The organism is Pseudonocardia sp. P1 (assembly GCF_000178675.2).
Taxonomy (GTDB): Bacteria; Actinomycetota; Actinomycetes; order Mycobacteriales; family Pseudonocardiaceae; genus Pseudonocardia.
The window spans coordinates 2,743,437-2,758,846 of record NZ_ADUJ02000001.1 but is presented as its reverse complement, the minus strand read 5'-3'; the positions used below and the strand labels follow the sequence as shown (position 1 = coordinate 2,758,846).

Annotated in this window: 16 protein-coding genes; 12 read left to right on the top strand and 4 right to left on the bottom strand. The window is 72.4% G+C overall.

Annotated features, from left to right (window positions below; genetic code table 11):
• The 5 genes from PP1_RS12275 to PP1_RS12255 all read left to right on the top strand — a co-directional run bounded on the left by PP1_RS12275 (nt 1) and on the right by PP1_RS12255 (nt 4,547).
• On the top strand, nt 1-498 hold the full coding sequence (locus tag PP1_RS12275) for a DUF3830 family protein (RefSeq protein ID WP_010229774.1): 498 nt from the start codon (nt 1-3) through the stop codon (nt 496-498).
• A gap of 42 nt (nt 499-540) precedes the next feature.
• On the top strand, nt 541-1,269 hold the full coding sequence (locus PP1_RS12270; RefSeq protein ID WP_010229771.1) for a maleate cis-trans isomerase family protein: 729 nt from the start codon (nt 541-543) through the stop codon (nt 1,267-1,269).
• 12 nt (nt 1,270-1,281) lie between these two features.
• The gene (locus tag PP1_RS12265; RefSeq protein ID WP_033199509.1) at nt 1,282-1,953 is read left to right on the top strand and encodes a GntR family transcriptional regulator; all 672 of its coding nucleotides are present in this window, start codon (nt 1,282-1,284) and stop codon (nt 1,951-1,953) included.
• A gap of 68 nt (nt 1,954-2,021) precedes the next feature.
• Entirely contained in the window at nt 2,022-2,951 is a 930-nt protein-coding gene (locus PP1_RS12260; RefSeq protein ID WP_010229767.1) for an AEC family transporter, read from the top strand.
• 339 nt (nt 2,952-3,290) lie between these two features.
• Nucleotides 3,291-4,547 (top strand): aspartate aminotransferase family protein, encoded by a 1,257-nt coding sequence (locus PP1_RS12255; protein ID WP_010229764.1) that lies wholly within the window; start codon nt 3,291-3,293, stop codon nt 4,545-4,547.
• An 81-nt stretch (nt 4,548-4,628) separates the two neighbouring features.
• On the opposite strand, the gene PP1_RS12250 is transcribed toward PP1_RS12255, so the two are convergent.
• On the bottom strand, nt 4,629-5,777 hold the full coding sequence (locus PP1_RS12250) for an Mrp/NBP35 family ATP-binding protein (protein WP_010229761.1): 1,149 nt from the start codon (nt 5,775-5,777) through the stop codon (nt 4,629-4,631).
• A 110-nt stretch (nt 5,778-5,887) separates the two neighbouring features.
• Between PP1_RS12250 and PP1_RS12245 the strand changes: the two genes are divergently transcribed.
• A complete protein-coding gene (locus PP1_RS12245) occupies nt 5,888-6,370 on the top strand; it encodes a MarR family winged helix-turn-helix transcriptional regulator (protein ID WP_010229758.1) in 483 nt (160 codons plus the stop codon).
• Here the strand turns inward: PP1_RS12245 and PP1_RS12240 are convergent.
• Entirely contained in the window at nt 6,360-6,917 is a 558-nt protein-coding gene (locus PP1_RS12240) for a DUF1003 domain-containing protein (RefSeq protein ID WP_010229756.1), read from the bottom strand. The genes PP1_RS12245 and PP1_RS12240 overlap by 11 nt on opposite strands.
• Nucleotides 6,910-8,211 (bottom strand): magnesium transporter MgtE N-terminal domain-containing protein, encoded by a 1,302-nt coding sequence (locus tag PP1_RS12235; RefSeq protein WP_010229754.1) that lies wholly within the window; start codon nt 8,209-8,211, stop codon nt 6,910-6,912. Before PP1_RS12235 ends, PP1_RS12240 begins: the two co-directional genes overlap by 8 nt.
• Nucleotides 8,212-8,284: 73 nt before the next feature.
• Between PP1_RS12235 and PP1_RS12230 the strand changes: the two genes are divergently transcribed.
• From PP1_RS12230 to PP1_RS12220, 3 genes are all read left to right on the top strand, one after another.
• On the top strand, nt 8,285-9,187 hold the full coding sequence (locus PP1_RS12230) for a PhzF family phenazine biosynthesis protein (RefSeq protein ID WP_010229751.1): 903 nt from the start codon (nt 8,285-8,287) through the stop codon (nt 9,185-9,187).
• Nucleotides 9,188-9,342: 155 nt separating this feature from the next.
• Nucleotides 9,343-10,302, top strand: a complete 960-nt coding sequence (locus PP1_RS12225; RefSeq protein ID WP_010229749.1) for an HpcH/HpaI aldolase/citrate lyase family protein — start codon at nt 9,343-9,345, stop codon at nt 10,300-10,302.
• 42 nt (nt 10,303-10,344) lie between these two features.
• Nucleotides 10,345-11,547 carry an acyl-CoA dehydrogenase family protein gene (locus PP1_RS12220; RefSeq protein ID WP_010229746.1) on the top strand — a complete coding sequence of 401 codons (1,203 nt, stop codon included), beginning with the start codon at nt 10,345-10,347 and terminating at the stop codon, nt 11,545-11,547.
• Between the two features lie 69 nt (nt 11,548-11,616).
• Here the strand turns inward: PP1_RS12220 and PP1_RS12215 are convergent, their stop codons facing one another.
• Complete coding sequence (locus tag PP1_RS12215; protein WP_010229744.1) at nt 11,617-12,012, bottom strand: hypothetical protein; 396 nt, start codon at nt 12,010-12,012, stop codon at nt 11,617-11,619.
• 265 nt (nt 12,013-12,277) lie between these two features.
• Here PP1_RS12215 and PP1_RS12210 point away from each other — a divergent pair, with 265 nt between their 5' ends.
• From PP1_RS12210 to PP1_RS12200, 3 genes are all read left to right on the top strand, one after another.
• Nucleotides 12,278-12,799 carry a general stress protein gene (locus PP1_RS12210; protein WP_010229739.1) on the top strand — a complete coding sequence of 174 codons (522 nt, stop codon included), beginning with the start codon at nt 12,278-12,280 and terminating at the stop codon, nt 12,797-12,799.
• A gap of 137 nt (nt 12,800-12,936) precedes the next feature.
• Nucleotides 12,937-15,186, top strand: coding sequence for a carbon starvation CstA family protein (locus PP1_RS12205; RefSeq protein ID WP_010229736.1), 2,250 nt, complete (start codon nt 12,937-12,939; stop codon nt 15,184-15,186).
• Nucleotides 15,144-15,374, top strand: a complete 231-nt coding sequence (locus PP1_RS12200) for a YbdD/YjiX family protein (protein WP_010229733.1) — start codon at nt 15,144-15,146, stop codon at nt 15,372-15,374. Before PP1_RS12205 ends, PP1_RS12200 begins: the two co-directional genes overlap by 43 nt.
• Nucleotides 15,375-15,410 lie beyond the last annotated feature (36 nt).

The window sequence follows — 15,410 nt, the reverse complement described above, 5'->3', positions numbered from 1 at the left end:
ATGCCCAAGCTGATCAGGATCGAACTCGCGAAGCGCGGTGTCGCGTGCACCGCGGAACTGCTGGAGAAGGAGGCGCCGCGGACGTCCGCGGCGGTCTGGGAGGCCCTCGCGGGCGGCCCGCAGGGTGGTGACGCGCAGCACGCCAAGTACGCCCGCAACGAGGTCTACACGATCGTTCCGCGGTTCGGCCCGCGGATCGGCCAGGAGAACCCGACCGTCACCCCGATCCCGGGCGACGTCTGCTATTTCGACTTCCACGGGGGCATGCTCGACGCGGCCTTCAAGGACGACCAGGGCATCGACGCCGACCAGGGCGGCATCGACCTGGCGATCTTCTACGGCCGGAACAACCTGCTGCTGAACGGCGACGTCGGCTGGGTGCCCGGGAACGTCTTCGCGACGATCGTCGACGGGCTGGACGCGATCGCGACGGCCTGCCACGACGTCTGGCGTTCCGGCAGCGTCGGGGAGCGGCTCGTCTACTCGCGGGTCGAGTGAGCCCCTTGCGGTGACCCCGGGCTCTGTAGGATTGTCGACAACATGAGCACGGTCGGCATCCTGTACCCCGGATACTCCGCGGAGGACGACTACCCCCGCGCCGAGAAGCTCCTCGCCGACGGCAGCAGGCTCCCGCTTGTCCACTCCGAGATGAAGGTGGACGCACACCGGGAGGACGCGCTGCTCGACATCGGTGGCGACGACGTCCTCGCCGAGGCGGCCGGGCGCGTCGCCGCCGAGGCGGGGCCCCTCGACTCGGTCGTCTGGGCCTGCACCTCGGGCAGCTTCATCTTCGGCCCCGAGGGGGCGGCCCGGCAGGCGGCGGCGCTGGAGAAGGCGGCGGGCGTGCCGGCGTCGAGCACGTCGTTCGCGTTCGTGGACGCCTGCAAGCGGCTCGGCGTCACGACGGTGGCGGTCGGCGCGACCTACCCGCCGGACGTCGCCGGGGCGTTCGTGCAGTTCCTGACCCACCACGGCATCTCGGTGCTGACCGTCTCCGCGCGGGACATCATCACCGCCGCGGAGGTCGGGACGCTGCCGTCGTCGACGGTGCTCGAGTTCGCCGACGCGGTGTCGTCGGACGCGCCGGCCGCCGACGCGGTGCTGCTGCCGGACACCGCACTGCACACCGTGGAGATCCTGGACGCGCTCGACGAGCGTCTCGGCAAGCCGGTGCTGACGGCCAACCAGGTCAGCATCTGGCAGGGCCTGCGCCTGGCCGGCTCGGACGTCGACCGCCCCGGGCTGGGGACGTTGTTCCGGAAGGGGTGAGCCCGGGTGGGCCTGGACGTCTCGGACCTGGAGCCGGTCAGCCGGCGGTCGACCGCGGAGATCGTCGCGGACCGGATCCGCGCCGCGATCATGCGCGGCACGTTCGCGCCGGGCACCCAGCTCGGCGAGGTGGACCTGGCCGGACGGCTCGGGGTGAGCCGGGGGCCGCTGCGCGAGGCGATGCAGCGGCTCGTCGCCGAGGGGCTCCTGCGCAGCGAGCGGCACCGCGGCCTGTTCGTGCGCGAGCTCGGCCCCGACGACGTCCGTGACGTGTACCTGGCCCGGACCGCGGTCGAGCGGGCCGCAGCGCTGCAGGTGCTGGCGGGGGACCGGGCGTCGGCCGTCGTCGCGCTGGAGATCCCGCTCGGTGCGATGGAGGCCGCCGCGGCGGCCGGGGACGCGATCGGCCTCGCCGACGCCGACCACGACTTCCACGCCGCGCTGGTCGCGGCGTCCGGGAGCCCGCGGCTGCGCCGGATGACCGACGGGCTGCTCGTCGAGACCCGGATGTGCCTGGCCGCGTTCCAGCAGACCGCCCCGCCCGCCCCGGAGCTGCTCGCCGAGCACGAGCGGCTGCGCGACGCCCTGCGCGACGGCCGGACCGAGCTCCTGCTCGACCGGCTGGCCGCACACATGGACGATGCCGTCACCCGGATCCTCGCCGCGATGCCCGGGGCCGCCTGAGCCGGAACCGTGTGAATCGGGGCGCTCGCCGCCCCGCGCGATCGTTCGCATACGTAACATCTGGGCACGTGACGGGCGTGCTCGAGGGATTCCTGGTCATCACGGTCGTCGTCGCCGTCGGGTACGCCCTGGGCCGGGGCGGGGTCCTCGGCGACAACGGGTCCCGGGTCCTGGCGCGCACGGCGTTCTTCGTCGCCTCGCCCGCACTGCTGTTCACCACCCTGTCCCGGGCCGACGTCGGTGCGGTCTTCTCCTCCGCGCTCGTGGTCACGGCCGTCACCAGCTCCCTGGCCTGCGCGTTGTTCGTCCCGATCGCGCTGCTGCGCCGCCGGCCCGCGGGGGAGGCGGTGGTCGGCTCGATGGCGTCGGGCTACGTCAACGCCGGCAACCTCGGCATCCCGATCGCGACCTACGTGCTCGGCGACCCGGCGACCGTCGCACCGGTGCTGCTGTTCCAGCTCGCGATCCTCACACCGCTGTTCACGACGCTGATGGACATCCTGCCCGGCGACGGCCGCGGCGAGCGTCCCGGCTGGACGCGCATCGCGTTCGCGCCGCTGCGCAACCCGATCGCCCTCGCGACGGCGGCCGGACTGATCGTGTCGGGTACGGGGATCACGCTGCCCGAGCCGGTCGCGGCGCCGATCGACCTGCTCGCCGACCTCGCCGTGCCCGCGATGCTGCTCGCGTTCGGGATCTCCCTGCACGGCGCCCGGCTGCCGGGCCTCGGGGACACCGCAGGCTCGGTGTGGACCGCCGTCGCGATCAAGAACGTCGTGCACCCGCTGCTCGCCTGGGCCCTGGCCGCCGGCCTGCTCGGGCTGACGGGGCCGGCGTTGCTGGCCGCCGTCGTCCTGGCCGCGCTGCCGACCGCGCAGAACGTGTTCGGCTACGCGGTGCGCTACGACCGCGCCGTCTCCGTGGCCCGTGAGTCCGCACTGGCATCGACGATCGTCGCGGTGCCGGTCCTGCTGGTCATCGCGGGTCTCCTGAGCTGACGGGCGTCCCGACCCACCGATCCGCCCGGCCGCCTGCCTGCCCGCCCGCCCGCCCGGGAGGGTGCTGCCCGTGGGCCGCTTTGCTCTGCACACCGGTACGCACCACCCGCCTGCGCGGCCCCCGGGCCGGGCGGGTCGGAGCCGGCCCGGTGCCGGAGTCCCGGCTCTGCCCCCCCCGGCGCGTACCGGTGTGCAGAGCAAAGGGAGCCAGGGGAGGCCCTTGCCCCGCCCCGGTCGCGCATGCTTCCCTTGGATTGTCGACAACTCGACAACTCGGGTCGACGGACCCGGATCCCAGCCGCACGCCGGACACCTCGACGCACCAGGAGCTGCGAACCCATGGCACAGCTGTCCCCGCTGCTGAAGCAGGCCACCCCGGTCCAGGCCGCCCGCGGTGAGGGCGTCTACCTGTACGACACGGACGGCCGCCGGCACCTCGACTTCACCGCCGGCATCGGCGTCACGTCCACCGGGCACTGCCACCCGACGGTCGTCAAGGCGGCGCAGGAGCAGGTCGGCACCCTGATCCACGGCCAGTACACGACCGTCATGCACCAGCCGCTGCTGAAGCTGGTCGAGCGGATGGGCGAGGTCCTGCCCGAGGGCATCGACTCGGTCTTCTTCACCAACTCCGGCTCGGAGGCCGTCGAGGCCTCGGTGCGGCTCGCGCGCCAGGCCACCGGCCGCTCCACGATCGTCGCCTTCGACGGCGGGTTCCACGGCCGCACGATGGGCGCCGCGGCGCTCACCACCTCCGGTGCGAAGATCCGCGCCGGGATCGGCCCGATGATGGGCGGGGTCGCGTTCTCCCCGTTCCCCTACGCCTACCGCTACGGCTGGTCGGAGGAGGACACCGTCGCGTTCGCGCTGCGCGAGCTCGACCGGGTCCTGGCCAGCTCCGCGCCGGCGTCGGACGTCGCGGCCTTCATCGTCGAGCCGGTGCTCGGCGAGGGTGGCTACGTCCCGACCCCGTCCGCGTTCCTGCACGGTCTGCGGGAGCGGGCCGACAAGCACGGCATCCTGCTGATCGCCGACGAGGTGCAGACGGGCTACGGCCGCACCGGCAGGTTCTGGGGTCACCAGCACGCCGAGGGCTTCACGCCGGACGTCATCGTCACCGCGAAGGGGCTCGCGTCCGGGTTCCCGCTGTCCGCGATCGCCGCGCCGAAGGCGATCATGGAGAAGGCCTGGCCGGGCTCGCAGGGCGGCACCTACGGCGGCAACGCCGTCGCCTGCGCCGCGGCCCTGGCCACCCTGGACGTCGTGCAGGGCGAGGGTCTCGTCGAGAACGCCCGGGTGCAGGGCGAGAAGCTCGTCGCCGGGGTCCGGGACGCGGCGCAGGGGATCGCCGCGATCGGCGACGTCCGCGGCCGTGGCCTGATGGTCGGCATCGAGCTCGTCGACGCCGCGGGCAACCCGGACGGCGCCACCGCGGCGAAGGTCCATGCCGCCGCAGCCGCGCAGGGTCTGCTCCTGCTGACCTGCGGCGTCCAGGGCAACATCGTCCGGATGATCCCGCCGCTGGTCGTCACCGGCGAGCAGATCGACGAGGGCCTCGCGCTCTGGACCAAGGCGCTCGACGACGCGCTGTCCTGACCAACCCCGGGGGAACCGCGAACGGCCCCGCACACCGATCGGTGTGCGGGGCCGTTCGTCGTCCGGGCGGACCCGGTGTACTCAGCGCCCGACGGGCGAGATGTTCAGGCTCATCCCGGCCAGCCCGCGCGAACGGACCGTGAGCTTCTCGGCGATGCCCTCCAGGGCCTGCGCGGCCCCGGACTCGGGCCTGCCCAGCACGATCGGGTTCCCGGCGTCGCCGCCCTCGCGCAGCGCCACCTCGAGCGGGACCTGCCCGAGCAGCGGCACCGGTGCGCCGACGATCTTCGAGAGCGAGTCGGCCACGATCTGCCCGCCGCCGGAGCCGAACAGCTCGTTGCGGGAGCCGTCGGGCATCTCCAGCCACGACATGTTCTCCACGACGCCGGCCAGCCGCTGACGGGTCTGCGTGGAGATCGCACCGGCCCGCTCGGCCACCTCGGCGGCCGCCTGCTGCGGGGTGGTGACGACGAGCAGCTCGGCGTTGGGCACGAGCTGCGCGGTCGAGATGGCGACGTCGCCGGTGCCGGGGGGCAGGTCCAGCAGCAGGACATCCAGATCGCCCCAGAAGACGTCGGCGAGGAACTGCTGCAGGGCCCGGTGCAGCATCGGCCCACGCCAGACGACCGGGGTGTTCCCGTCGGTGAACATGCCGATCGAGATGACCTTCACGCCGTGCGACTGCGGCGGCATGATCATGTTGTCGACCTTGGTCGGCCGGTCGTCCGCCCCGATCATGCGGGGCACCGAGTGGCCGTAGATGTCGGCGTCGACCACGCCGACCTTCAGCCCGCGTCGCGCCATCGACGCGGCCAGGTTGACGGTGACCGAGGACTTGCCGACTCCGCCCTTGCCGGACGCCACGCAGTAGACGCGGGTCATCGACCCGGGCTGGGCGAACGGGATCTCGGGCTCGTCGGAGTCGCCGCGCAGCGACTTGCGGAGCTCGGTGCGCTGCTCGTCGCTCATCACGTCGAGCTCGACCTCGACCCGCTCGACGCCCGGGACCTTCGTGACGGCGTCGGTCACCCGGGTGGTGATGGTCTCGCGCATCGGGCAGCCGGCGACGGTCAGGTAGACGCCGACCTCGGCGAGCCCGTCGGCCGACACGGCGACGCTCTTGACCATCCCCAGCTCGGTGATCGGCTTGTGGATCTCCGGGTCCTCGACGGTGCCGAGAGCGGCGCGCACCCGGTCCTCGACGGTGCTGGTGCTGTCGGTGACGGACATGAGCCTGACGACCTCTTTCCTCTCGCGTCCCACCCATGCTACGTGCGGGTACGGGACACGACGCGTGCCTCCCACCACGCCGCAGTCGGCGTCCCCCTAGCATCGTCTCGGTGGAGGACACCGTCGGCGCCCCGGGGCGCGAGCTCACCGGGCGGCGCCGCGCGGTCCCGACGCGCGAGGAGCTGGCGTCGTGGCGCAGCTTCCTGCGCGCGCACGCCGGCATCACCAAGCTGCTCGAGGGCGAGCTGGAGGTCGAGCAGCAGCTCTCACTGGCCGCGTACGACGTCCTCGTGCAGCTCTCCGAGGCCCCGGAGCACCGGCTGCGGATGACCGAGCTCGCCGACGCCGTCCTGCTGTCCCGGTCCGGGGTGACCCGGCTGGTGGACCGGCTGGAGCGGGCCGGGCTGGTCGCCCGCGCCAAGTTCGCCGGCGACGGCCGCGGCGTCACCGCCAAGCTGACCGACGCCGGCTACGAGCGCCTGCGGATCGCCGCCACGACGCACCTGCGCGGGGTCCGCGAGCACTTCGCCGACCGGCTCGACCCCGCCGATCTCGTCGACCTCGAGCGGATCAGCCGCAAGCTCATCCCCTGAACCGGTCCTTCTTGCGGCCCCGCTTGCGGTCGTCCTTCTCCGCGTGCGGGGCCGGACCGGTGCCCTCGGCCGCGCGGGCGACCGCGTCGTCGAGCCGGTCGGTGAGCTTCTCCAGCTCCCCGCGGAGGTAGTCCCGGCTGGCCGTCTCACCGACCGCCAGCCGGAGCGCCGCGAGCTCGCGGGCGAGGAACTCGGTGTCGGCCTTGGTCCGCTCGGCCCGGCGCCGGTCCTCGTCCAGCGCGATCCGGTCCCGGTCGTCCTGCCGGTTCTGGGCCAGCAGGATCAACGGTGCCGCGTACGCCGCCTGGGTGGAGAACGCCAGGTTCAGCAGGATGAACGGGTACGGGTCCCACTGGATCCGCCAGGCGATCAGGTTCAGCGCGATCCAGAAGACCACGATGACGGACTGGATCGCCAGGAAGCGCCCCGTCCCGAGGAACCGTGCGATGCGCTCGGACAGCCGGGCGAAGCCGTCCGGGTCGACCTCGAACCGCCGGCGTCCGACGCGGGGCTGGTCGAGCCGGCGTCCGACGGGGGCCTCAGGCACCGCGCACCTCCGCACCGCCGGTGTCCCCGCCGTTCGCGGTGCCGCTGTGCACCTCGCCGGGGGCGAGGTCGCGGTCCCGCCAGCCCTGCGGCAGCAGGTGGTCCAGCACGTCGTCGACGGTGACCGCACCGAGCAGGTGGTCCTCGGCGTCGACCACCGGGCCGGCGACCAGGTTGTAGCTGGCGAACCAGCGCGTCACCGCACCCAGCCCCGCCTCCGGGCCGAGCTGCTGCAGCTCGGTGTCCACCATGCCCGCGACCAGCTCGAACGGTGCGGCACGGAGCAGCTGCTGGGCGTGCACACAGCCGAGGTAGCGCCCGGTCGGGGTCGCCGTCGGCGGCCGGACGACGAACACCATCGACGCCAGCGCGGGCGGCACCTCCGGGTTCCGGACCCGGGCCAGCGCCTCCGCGACCGTCGCGTCCGGGGACAGCGTGATCGGCTCGGGGGTCATGAGACCGCCCGCGGTGTCCCACTCGTAGCGCAGCAGCCGCCGGACGGGCTCGGACTCGTCGGGCTCCATCAGCTCCAGCAGCCGGCCGGCCTCGTCGTCGGACAGCTCGCCGAGCAGGTCCGCGGCGTCGTCCGGGCTCATCGCCTCGAGCACGTCGGCGGCCCGGTCGTCGTCGAGGTAGGCCAGCAGCTCCCGCTGGTCGGACTCGGACAGCTCCTCGAACACGTCGGCGAGACGCTCGTCGTCGAGGGCGTCGACGACCTGCCGCTGCCGCTCGTCGGGCAGCCGGGACAGGGCCGCCGCGACGTCGGCGGGGCGCATCGTGTCGAACACCGCCAGCAGCCGGTCGGCGCCCTGGGTGGCGGCGACGTCGAGCCCGGACACGGCCTCCCAGCCGTACACCTCGACGCGCGGGCGACGGGACAGTCGCGCCCGGCGGAACCGGACCGCGACCTTCGTGATCGCCCAGTCCCGGGTCCGGGTCGGCTCGATCGCCGCGTCCACGACGACGCCCGACGCCCCCGACTCGCGCACGCCCACCGTGGAGTTCAGCAGCTCACCGACGACGAGCGTCTCGTTCGGCCGCTGGTCGAACCCGCGCAGGTTCACCGACCCGCTGGCCAGCGTGACCGCGGTCGGCGCCACGTCGGAGACCCGCAGCATCGGGACGAAGATGCTCCGCCGCGCCGACAGGTCCACGACCAGCCCGAGCACCCGCGGCGGGTGGCTGTCGACCCGCAGCGACACGACGACGTCGCGGACCTTCCCGATCCGCTCGCCGTCCGGCCCGAACACGGCCAGCCCGGCCATCCGCGCGACGAACACCCGTGCCGAGGCCATGGGGCGAGCCTAGAGCCGGCGCCGGGCCGGGGCCGGGTGGCACACACCCGCCGGACGATTAGGCTGCGGCCACGTGAGCGAGCGCAGCGCCGAGACCCTCCGCTACGACGTCGTCGACGTCTTCACCGACCGCGCCTACGCGGGGAACCCGCTCGCCGTCGTGCACGGCGCCGAGGCCCTCTCGACGGCGCGGATGCAGGCGATCGCGACCGAGTTCAACCTCTCCGAGACCACGTTCCCGCTGCCCCCGACCGGGGACGGCGACGGGAGCGCCGACTACCGGGTCCGGATCTTCACCCCGGGCCGGGAGCTGCCCTTCGCCGGTCACCCCAGCGTCGGCACCGCCTGGGTGCTGGCCCGCGACGGCGTCATCGGCCACGGCGAGCGGATCCAGGAGTGCGGCGCGGGCCTTCTCCCGGTCCGGGTCGACGGGACGGGCGCCCGCGTCGAGGGCGGGGAGCCGTTCGTCGGGGAGGAGCTGAACGCCGTCCGGCTCGCCGCCGCGGTAGGCCTCGGCCCCGACGACGTCGACGGGGCCGCCGTCCCCGGCGTCGCCGGTGCGGGGGTCGAGTTCGCGATCCTGCTGGTGCAGCCGGACGCCGTCGCCCGTTGCCGGCCCGACCCCGCCGCGCTCGCCGACGCGACCGGCAGCGCGACCGGGCTGCTCGTCGCCGCGGTCGACGCCACCGCCGAGCGGGTGCACGCCCGGATGTTCGGCAACGGCATCGGCGTCCCCGAGGACCCGGCCACCGGGTCCGCCGCCGTCGCGCTCGGGGTGTTCCTCGCCGACCGCGGGCTGGTGGGGGACGACGGCGACCATCCCTTCGTCGTCACCCAGGGCGTCGAGATGGGCAGGCCGTCGACGCTGTACGCGGGGGTCCGCACCGAGGGCGGCCGGGTCGCCGGGACCTGGGTCGGGGGCACCGTCGTCGCGGTGGCCGGCGGATCCCTGACCCCACCTCCCGAGCAGGGGTGACCGGCGAGTAACCCCACCCTGACCACCGGCGGGTGAGAAACCAATCACCTGGACGGGGCGGACGGCGGGCGCTCGTGCCAGAGTCACAGTCCGACGCGAGGTCCGCGCCGAGCACCGTGGCGCGGACGAGGACGATCTCGACGAGGAGCCCGCCTGTGAGCACTACCCTCCGCCCGCGCCGGTCCTGCCTGGCCGTGCCCGGTTCGAGCCAGAAGTTCATCGACAAGGCGCGCGGCCTGAACTCCGACCAGGTGTTCCTGGACCTCGAGGACGCGTGCGCCCCGCTGGCCAAGCCCGGGGCGCGGAAGACGATCGTGGAGGCCCTCAACGAGGGCGGCTGGGGTGAGAAGCTCCGCGTGGTCCGGGTCAACGACTGGACGACCGAGTGGACCTACCGCGACGTGACCGAGGTGGTCGAGGGCGCCGGGGCGAACCTCGACGCGATCATGCTGCCGAAGGTGCAGACCCCGGAGCAGGTCGTCGCGCTGGACCTGCTGCTGACCCAGATCGAGAAGACCCTGGGCTACGAGGTCGGGAAGATCGGCATCGAGGCGCAGATCGAGAACGCGCTGGGCCTGACCAACGTCAACGCGATCGCCACCGCGTCGCCGCGGGTCGAGACGATCATCTTCGGCCCGGCCGACTTCATGGCCTCGATCAACATGAAGTCCCTCGTGGTCGGTGAGCAGCCGCCCGGTTACGACGTCGGCGACGCCTACCACCACATCCTCATGTCGATCCTGATGGCGGCGCGCGCGCACGACAAGCAGGCCATCGACGGCCCCTTCCTGCAGATCAAGGACGTCGACGGCTTCACGCGCGTCGCCGGCCGCTCGGCCGCGCTCGGATTCGACGGCAAGTGGGTGCTGCACCCCGGTCAGATCGACGCGGCGAACGAGACCTTCTCGCCGGCGCAGAGCGACTACGACCACGCCGAGAACATCCTCGACGCCTACGAGTACTTCACGTCCGAGGCGGGCGGGAAGAAGGGCGCCGCGATGATCGGCGACGAGATGATCGACGAGGCCAGCCGGAAGATGGCGCTGGTCATCTCCGGCAAGGGCCGCGCCGCGGGCATGACCCGCACCGAGAAGTGGACGCCGCCGGAGGCGTGAGCCCCGCCCGGTACTGACCAGAGACGTTCAGGAGGAACACCCATGGCCCGGCTCGCACGGACCGCCGGTCTCACCGACATCCAGGAGGAGATCCTCTCCACCGTCCGCAGCTTCGTGGACAAGGAGATCATCCCGCACGCCACGGCGCTGGAGCACGAGGACGCCTACCCGCAGGACATCGTCGACGGGATGAAGGAGATGGGGCTGTTCGGCCTCATGATCCCGGAGGAGTACGGCGGTCTCGGCGAGTCGCTGCTGACCTACGCGCTCGTCGTCGAGGAGATCGCGCGCGGCTGGATGAGCGTCTCCGGTGTGATCAACACCCACTTCATCGTGGCCTACATGCTGCGCCAGCACGGCACGCAGGCGCAGAAGGAGCGCTACCTGCCGAAGATGGCCACGGGCGAGACCCGCGGCTCCTTCTCGATGTCCGAGCCCGACCTCGGCTCGGACGTCGCGGCCATCAAGACCAAGGCGGTCGAGTCGAGCGACGGCAGTGGTGACTATGTCATCGACGGCGCCAAGATGTGGCTGACCAACGGTGGCACGTCGAACCTGACCGCGGTGCTGGTCAAGACCGACGAGGGCGCGGAGAAGGCCCACCAGAACCTCACGACGTTCCTGGTCGAGAAGCCCACCGGCTACGGCGAGGTCGCTCCCGGCCTCGTCATCCCCGGCAAGATCGACAAGATGGGCTACAAGGGCGTGGACACCACCGAGATGGTGTTCAAGGGCCACCGGGTGTCCGGCGACCAGATCCTCGGCGGGGAGCGCGGCAAGGGCTTCTCGCACATGATGGACGGCGTCGAGGTCGGCCGGGTCAACGTCGCCGCCCGTGCCTGCGGCATCGCGATCCGGGCCTTCGAGCTCGGCGTCGAGTACGCCCAGCAGCGCTCCACCTTCGGCAAGCCGATCGCCCAGCACCAGGCGATCAGCTTCAAGCTCGCCGAGATGGCGACCAAGGTCGAGGCCGCGCACCTGATGATGGTCAACGCCGCGCGCCTGAAGGACCGCGGCGAGCGCAACGACGTCGAGGCCGGCATGGCCAAGATGCTCGCCTCGGAGTACTGCAAGGAGGTCACCGAGGAGTCGTTCCGCATCCACGGCGGCTACGGGTACTCCAAGGAGTACGAGATCGAGCGCCTCATGCGTGAGGCCCCGTTCCTGCTCATCGGCGAGGGCACCTCGGAGATCCAGAAGACGATCATCTCCCGGGGTCTGCTGCGCGACTACAAGCTGCGCTGAGCGGCCTGCCCGTGGGCTGAGGCGTCCGGCCGGCACGACCGGCCGGACGCCGGCGCCCCGCTCCGCCGCTCACACCGGTACGACCAGCCGCGGGACGCCGAGAGCTGCGGCGTAGTCGAGCGTGTACCGGGTCCCACCGGTCGGCTCGTCGCCCAGCGGGAAGCCGACGACGAGCCGGCTGCGGTCCACCATCCACCGGTTCCGGGCGTGATAGGCGTCCGATCCGAGCCGCGCGGCACCGAGCTCGACCACGGCGGCCAGCCGGTGCGCGTCCTGCCACCGGCGGACGGCCGCGGCCGCGACGTCCGGCTGGTCGGCGACCGTGCACGGCACGACGACGATCGCGGCGTCCGTGCACCGCGCGAGCCGGTCGAGCGCCGCGGTGTCGATGCCGACCGCGCCGCCGACGTGGACGGTCGTCCCGGCCCGGGCGAACGGCGCCACGAACTCCTCGAACAGGGCCACCGGTCATGCGTCCGGTTCCGACCGGACCCCGCGCGAGCCGGTGATCGTCAGTGCGTCGGGCAATGCGGCCTCGCCGGTGTCGTCGGTCGTCGTGTGCCCGGGTGCGTTCCGCGGAACGCACCCGCTCCGCGTCGTCACGACGGGGCCCCGGATCCGCCGGGGGCGGCGACCCGATCGGTGACGTACCGGACGTCGTTATCCTCCCGGGCACATCGAGCAGTCCTCGTGCGTTGAGGGGGTTGCGAGCGTCGAGAAGGAGTGCACCATGACCAACCCCTTCGGCGGCCAGGCACGCCCGGCACCGGGCCTGCCGCAGCTGCCCACCCCGCCGACCGGGTGGCCGGTCGGCTCCTACGCCACCTACGAGGAGGCGCAGCGCGCCGTCGACCACCTCGCCGACTCCGACTTCCCGGTCCGGGACGTCACGATCGTCGGCGTCGACCTGATGCTGGTGGAGCGGGTCATCGGCCGCCTGACCTGGGGCCGGGTGCTCGCTTCGGGCGCGGCGTCCGGTGCCTGGTTCGGTCTGTTCGTCGGTCTGCTGCTCAGCCTGTTCTCCCCGGACGGGAGTTTCCTCCCGATCGTGGTCGGCCTGGTCTCCGGTGCCGTGTTCGGCATGGCCTTCGCCGCCGCCGGCTACGGCGCCAGCAAGGGCCGCCGGGACTTCCAGTCGTCCAGCCAGATGGTCGCGGGCCGCTACGACGTCCTCTGCGAGCCCCGCAACGCCGAGCAGGCCCGGGAGATGCTCGCCAAGCTCGCGATGGGCGGTCCCGGCGGGGGTTTCTGACCCCGCCCGGACCCGTCCCGGCCGCCGTCACCCGGCAGGGTGGCGGCGGTCTCGTGCGTCGGGGCCCCGCACCCGTTCCCTTTCCCGGCGAAGCTCCCTAAAGTGCGCGCGTCGGACATACCGGAAAGGGACACTCGATGACACAGGTGTCACGAGCGGGCGCGGCGGGGCACGACCTGCCCCCGGCCGCGGTCGACGAGGACGTGCTGCTCGCGGAGCGGCGGAAGTGGACCCCGTTCAAGATCGCGATCTGGGCGACGATCGCGCTGCTGGGCGGCCTGGGCTGGGTGATGGTGGCCCTGGTCCGTGGCGAGACGGTCAACGCCATCTGGTTCGTGTTCGCCGCGGTGGCGACCTACCTGATCGCCTACCGCTTCTACTCCACCTACATCGAGGACAAGCTCCTCAAGCCGGACGACCGACGAGCGACACCCGCGGAGTACAAGGAGAACGGGCAGGACTTCCTCCCGACCGACCGCCGCGTCCTCTACGGCCACCACTTCGCCGCCATCGCCGGTGCGGGCCCGCTGGTCGGCCCGGTGCTCGCGGCGCAGATGGGATACCTGCCCGGCACGATCTGGATCATCGTCGGGGTCATCCTCGCCGGGGCGGTGCAGGACTACCTGGTCCTGTTCTTCTCGATGCGCCGGGGCGGCCGCTCGCTGGGGCAGATGGCCCGCGAGGAGCTCGGCCGGGTCGGCGGCGCCGCTGCGCTCGTCGCGACGCTCGCGATCATGATCATCCTGGTCGCGGTGCTGGCGCTGGTCGTGGTGAACGCGCTCGGCGAGAGCCCCTGGGGCGTCTTCTCGGTCGCGATGACCATCCCGATCGCGCTGTTCATGGGCGTCTACCTGCGCTTCCTGCGGCCCGGGAAGGTCTCCGAGGTCTCCTGGATCGGCTTCGTCCTGCTGATGGCTGCGATCATCGCGGGCGGCTGGGTCGCGGAGACCGAGTGGGGCGCGTCCGTCTTCACCCTGGAGCCGGTGACGATCGCCTGGGGCATCATCGTCTACGGGTTCATCGCCGCGGTGCTCCCGGTGTGGCTGCTGCTCGCCCCGCGCGACTACCTGTCGACGTTCATGAAGATCGGCACGATCGTGCTGCTCGCCGTCGCGATCATCGTCGTGCGGCCGGAGCTGAACGCGCCCGCGTTCAGCGAGTTCGCCGGACGCGACGACGGCCCGGTCGTCTCCGGCTCGCTGTTCCCGTTCCTGTTCGTGACCATCGCCTGCGGCGCCCTGTCCGGGTTCCACGCGCTGATCTCCTCGGGCACCACGCCGAAGCTGGTGGAGAAGGAGCGGCAGACCCGGTTCATCGGCTACGGCGGCATGCTCATGGAGTCGTTCGTCGCCATCATGGCGCTGGTCGCGGCCCTGTCCATCGACCGCGGGCTCTACTTCGCGATGAACGTGCCCGCCAACCTGACCGAGGGCACCGTCGAGGGCGCGGCCGCGTTCGTCAACTCGCTCGGGCTGATGAACGTCAACGTCACCCCGGACCAGCTCGCGACGACCGCGGCGCTGGTGGGGGAGGAGTCGATCGTCTCCCGGACCGGCGGTGCGCCGACGCTGGCGGTCGGTCTCGCGAACATCATGCAGCAGTTCATCGGCGGTCCCGCCATGATGAGCTTCTGGTACCACTTCGCGATCATGTTCGAGGCGCTGTTCATCCTGACCGCGGTCGACGCGGGCACTCGGGTGGCGCGCTTCATGCTGCAGGACGCGATCGGCACCGTCGTCCCGAAGTTCAAGGACACCTCGTGGCGGGCCGGGGCATGGATCTGCACCGCGCTGATGGTCGGTGGCTGGGGCGCGATCCTGGTCATGGGCGTCACCGACCCGCTCGGCGGGATCAACACGCTGTTCCCGCTGTTCGGCATCGCCAACCAGTTGCTGGCGGCGATCGCGCTCGCGGTCTGCCTGGCGCTGGCCGCCCGGGGCGGACGGGCCCGCTACCTGTGGATCATCGCCGTACCGTTGGCGTTCGCGGCCGTCATCACGGTCACGGCGTCGATGTACAAGATCTTCTCGTCGAACCCGAAGATCGGGTACTGGGCGCAGCACCTCGCGTTCCGGGACGCGATCGCGTCCGGCGAGACGAGCTTCGGCACCGCGGGCACCCCGGAGGCGATGGCGGCCGTCGTCCGCAACACCTTCATCCAGGGGACGCTGTCGATCCTGTTCGTCTCGCTGGCGATCGTCGTGATCGTGACCGCCGTGCTGGCGACCTGGAAGTCGGTGCAGGCAGGCGGGCGCCCGGACAACGAGGACCCGGCCGTCCCGGCCCGGATCTACGCACCGGCCGGGATGATCGCGACCCCGGCGGAGAAGGAGCTGGAGAAGCAGTGGGCGGGGACCGTCGGCACGCCGGCCCGGTCGGGGCACTGAGCCCGGTGCTCGACCGGCTGCGCGGCCTGCACCGCTGGTGGCGGGGGGTGATCGGGGCGGACCTCTACGACCGCTACCTCGACCACCACCGCCGGGCCGGGCACGACCACCCGCCGATGACCGAGCGGGAGTACTGGCGGGCCCGGACCGACCACCAGGAGCGCAACCCGCAGGGCCGCTGCTGCTGAGCGCCCCGGCTGCGCCGCACGGGTGGTGCGGCGCAG

Bases quoted from the DNA above. Each gene is read 5' to 3' on its own strand.
- PP1_RS12205 (WP_010229736.1), top strand. From the start codon at position 12,937: ATGACACAGGTGTCACGAGCGGGCGCGGCGGGGCACGACCTGCCCCCG.
- PP1_RS12235 (WP_010229754.1), bottom strand. From the start codon at position 8,211: ATGGCCTCGGCACGGGTGTTCGTCGCGCGGATGGCCGGGCTGGCCGTG.
- PP1_RS12220 (WP_010229746.1), top strand. From the start codon at position 10,345: ATGGCCCGGCTCGCACGGACCGCCGGTCTCACCGACATCCAGGAGGAG.
- PP1_RS12250 (WP_010229761.1), bottom strand. From the start codon at position 5,777: ATGTCCGTCACCGACAGCACCAGCACCGTCGAGGACCGGGTGCGCGCC.
- PP1_RS12210 (WP_010229739.1), top strand. From the start codon at position 12,278: ATGACCAACCCCTTCGGCGGCCAGGCACGCCCGGCACCGGGCCTGCCG.
- PP1_RS12275 (WP_010229774.1), top strand. From the start codon at position 1: ATGCCCAAGCTGATCAGGATCGAACTCGCGAAGCGCGGTGTCGCGTGC.
- PP1_RS12270 (WP_010229771.1), top strand. From the start codon at position 541: ATGAGCACGGTCGGCATCCTGTACCCCGGATACTCCGCGGAGGACGAC.
- PP1_RS12255 (WP_010229764.1), top strand. From the start codon at position 3,291: ATGGCACAGCTGTCCCCGCTGCTGAAGCAGGCCACCCCGGTCCAGGCC.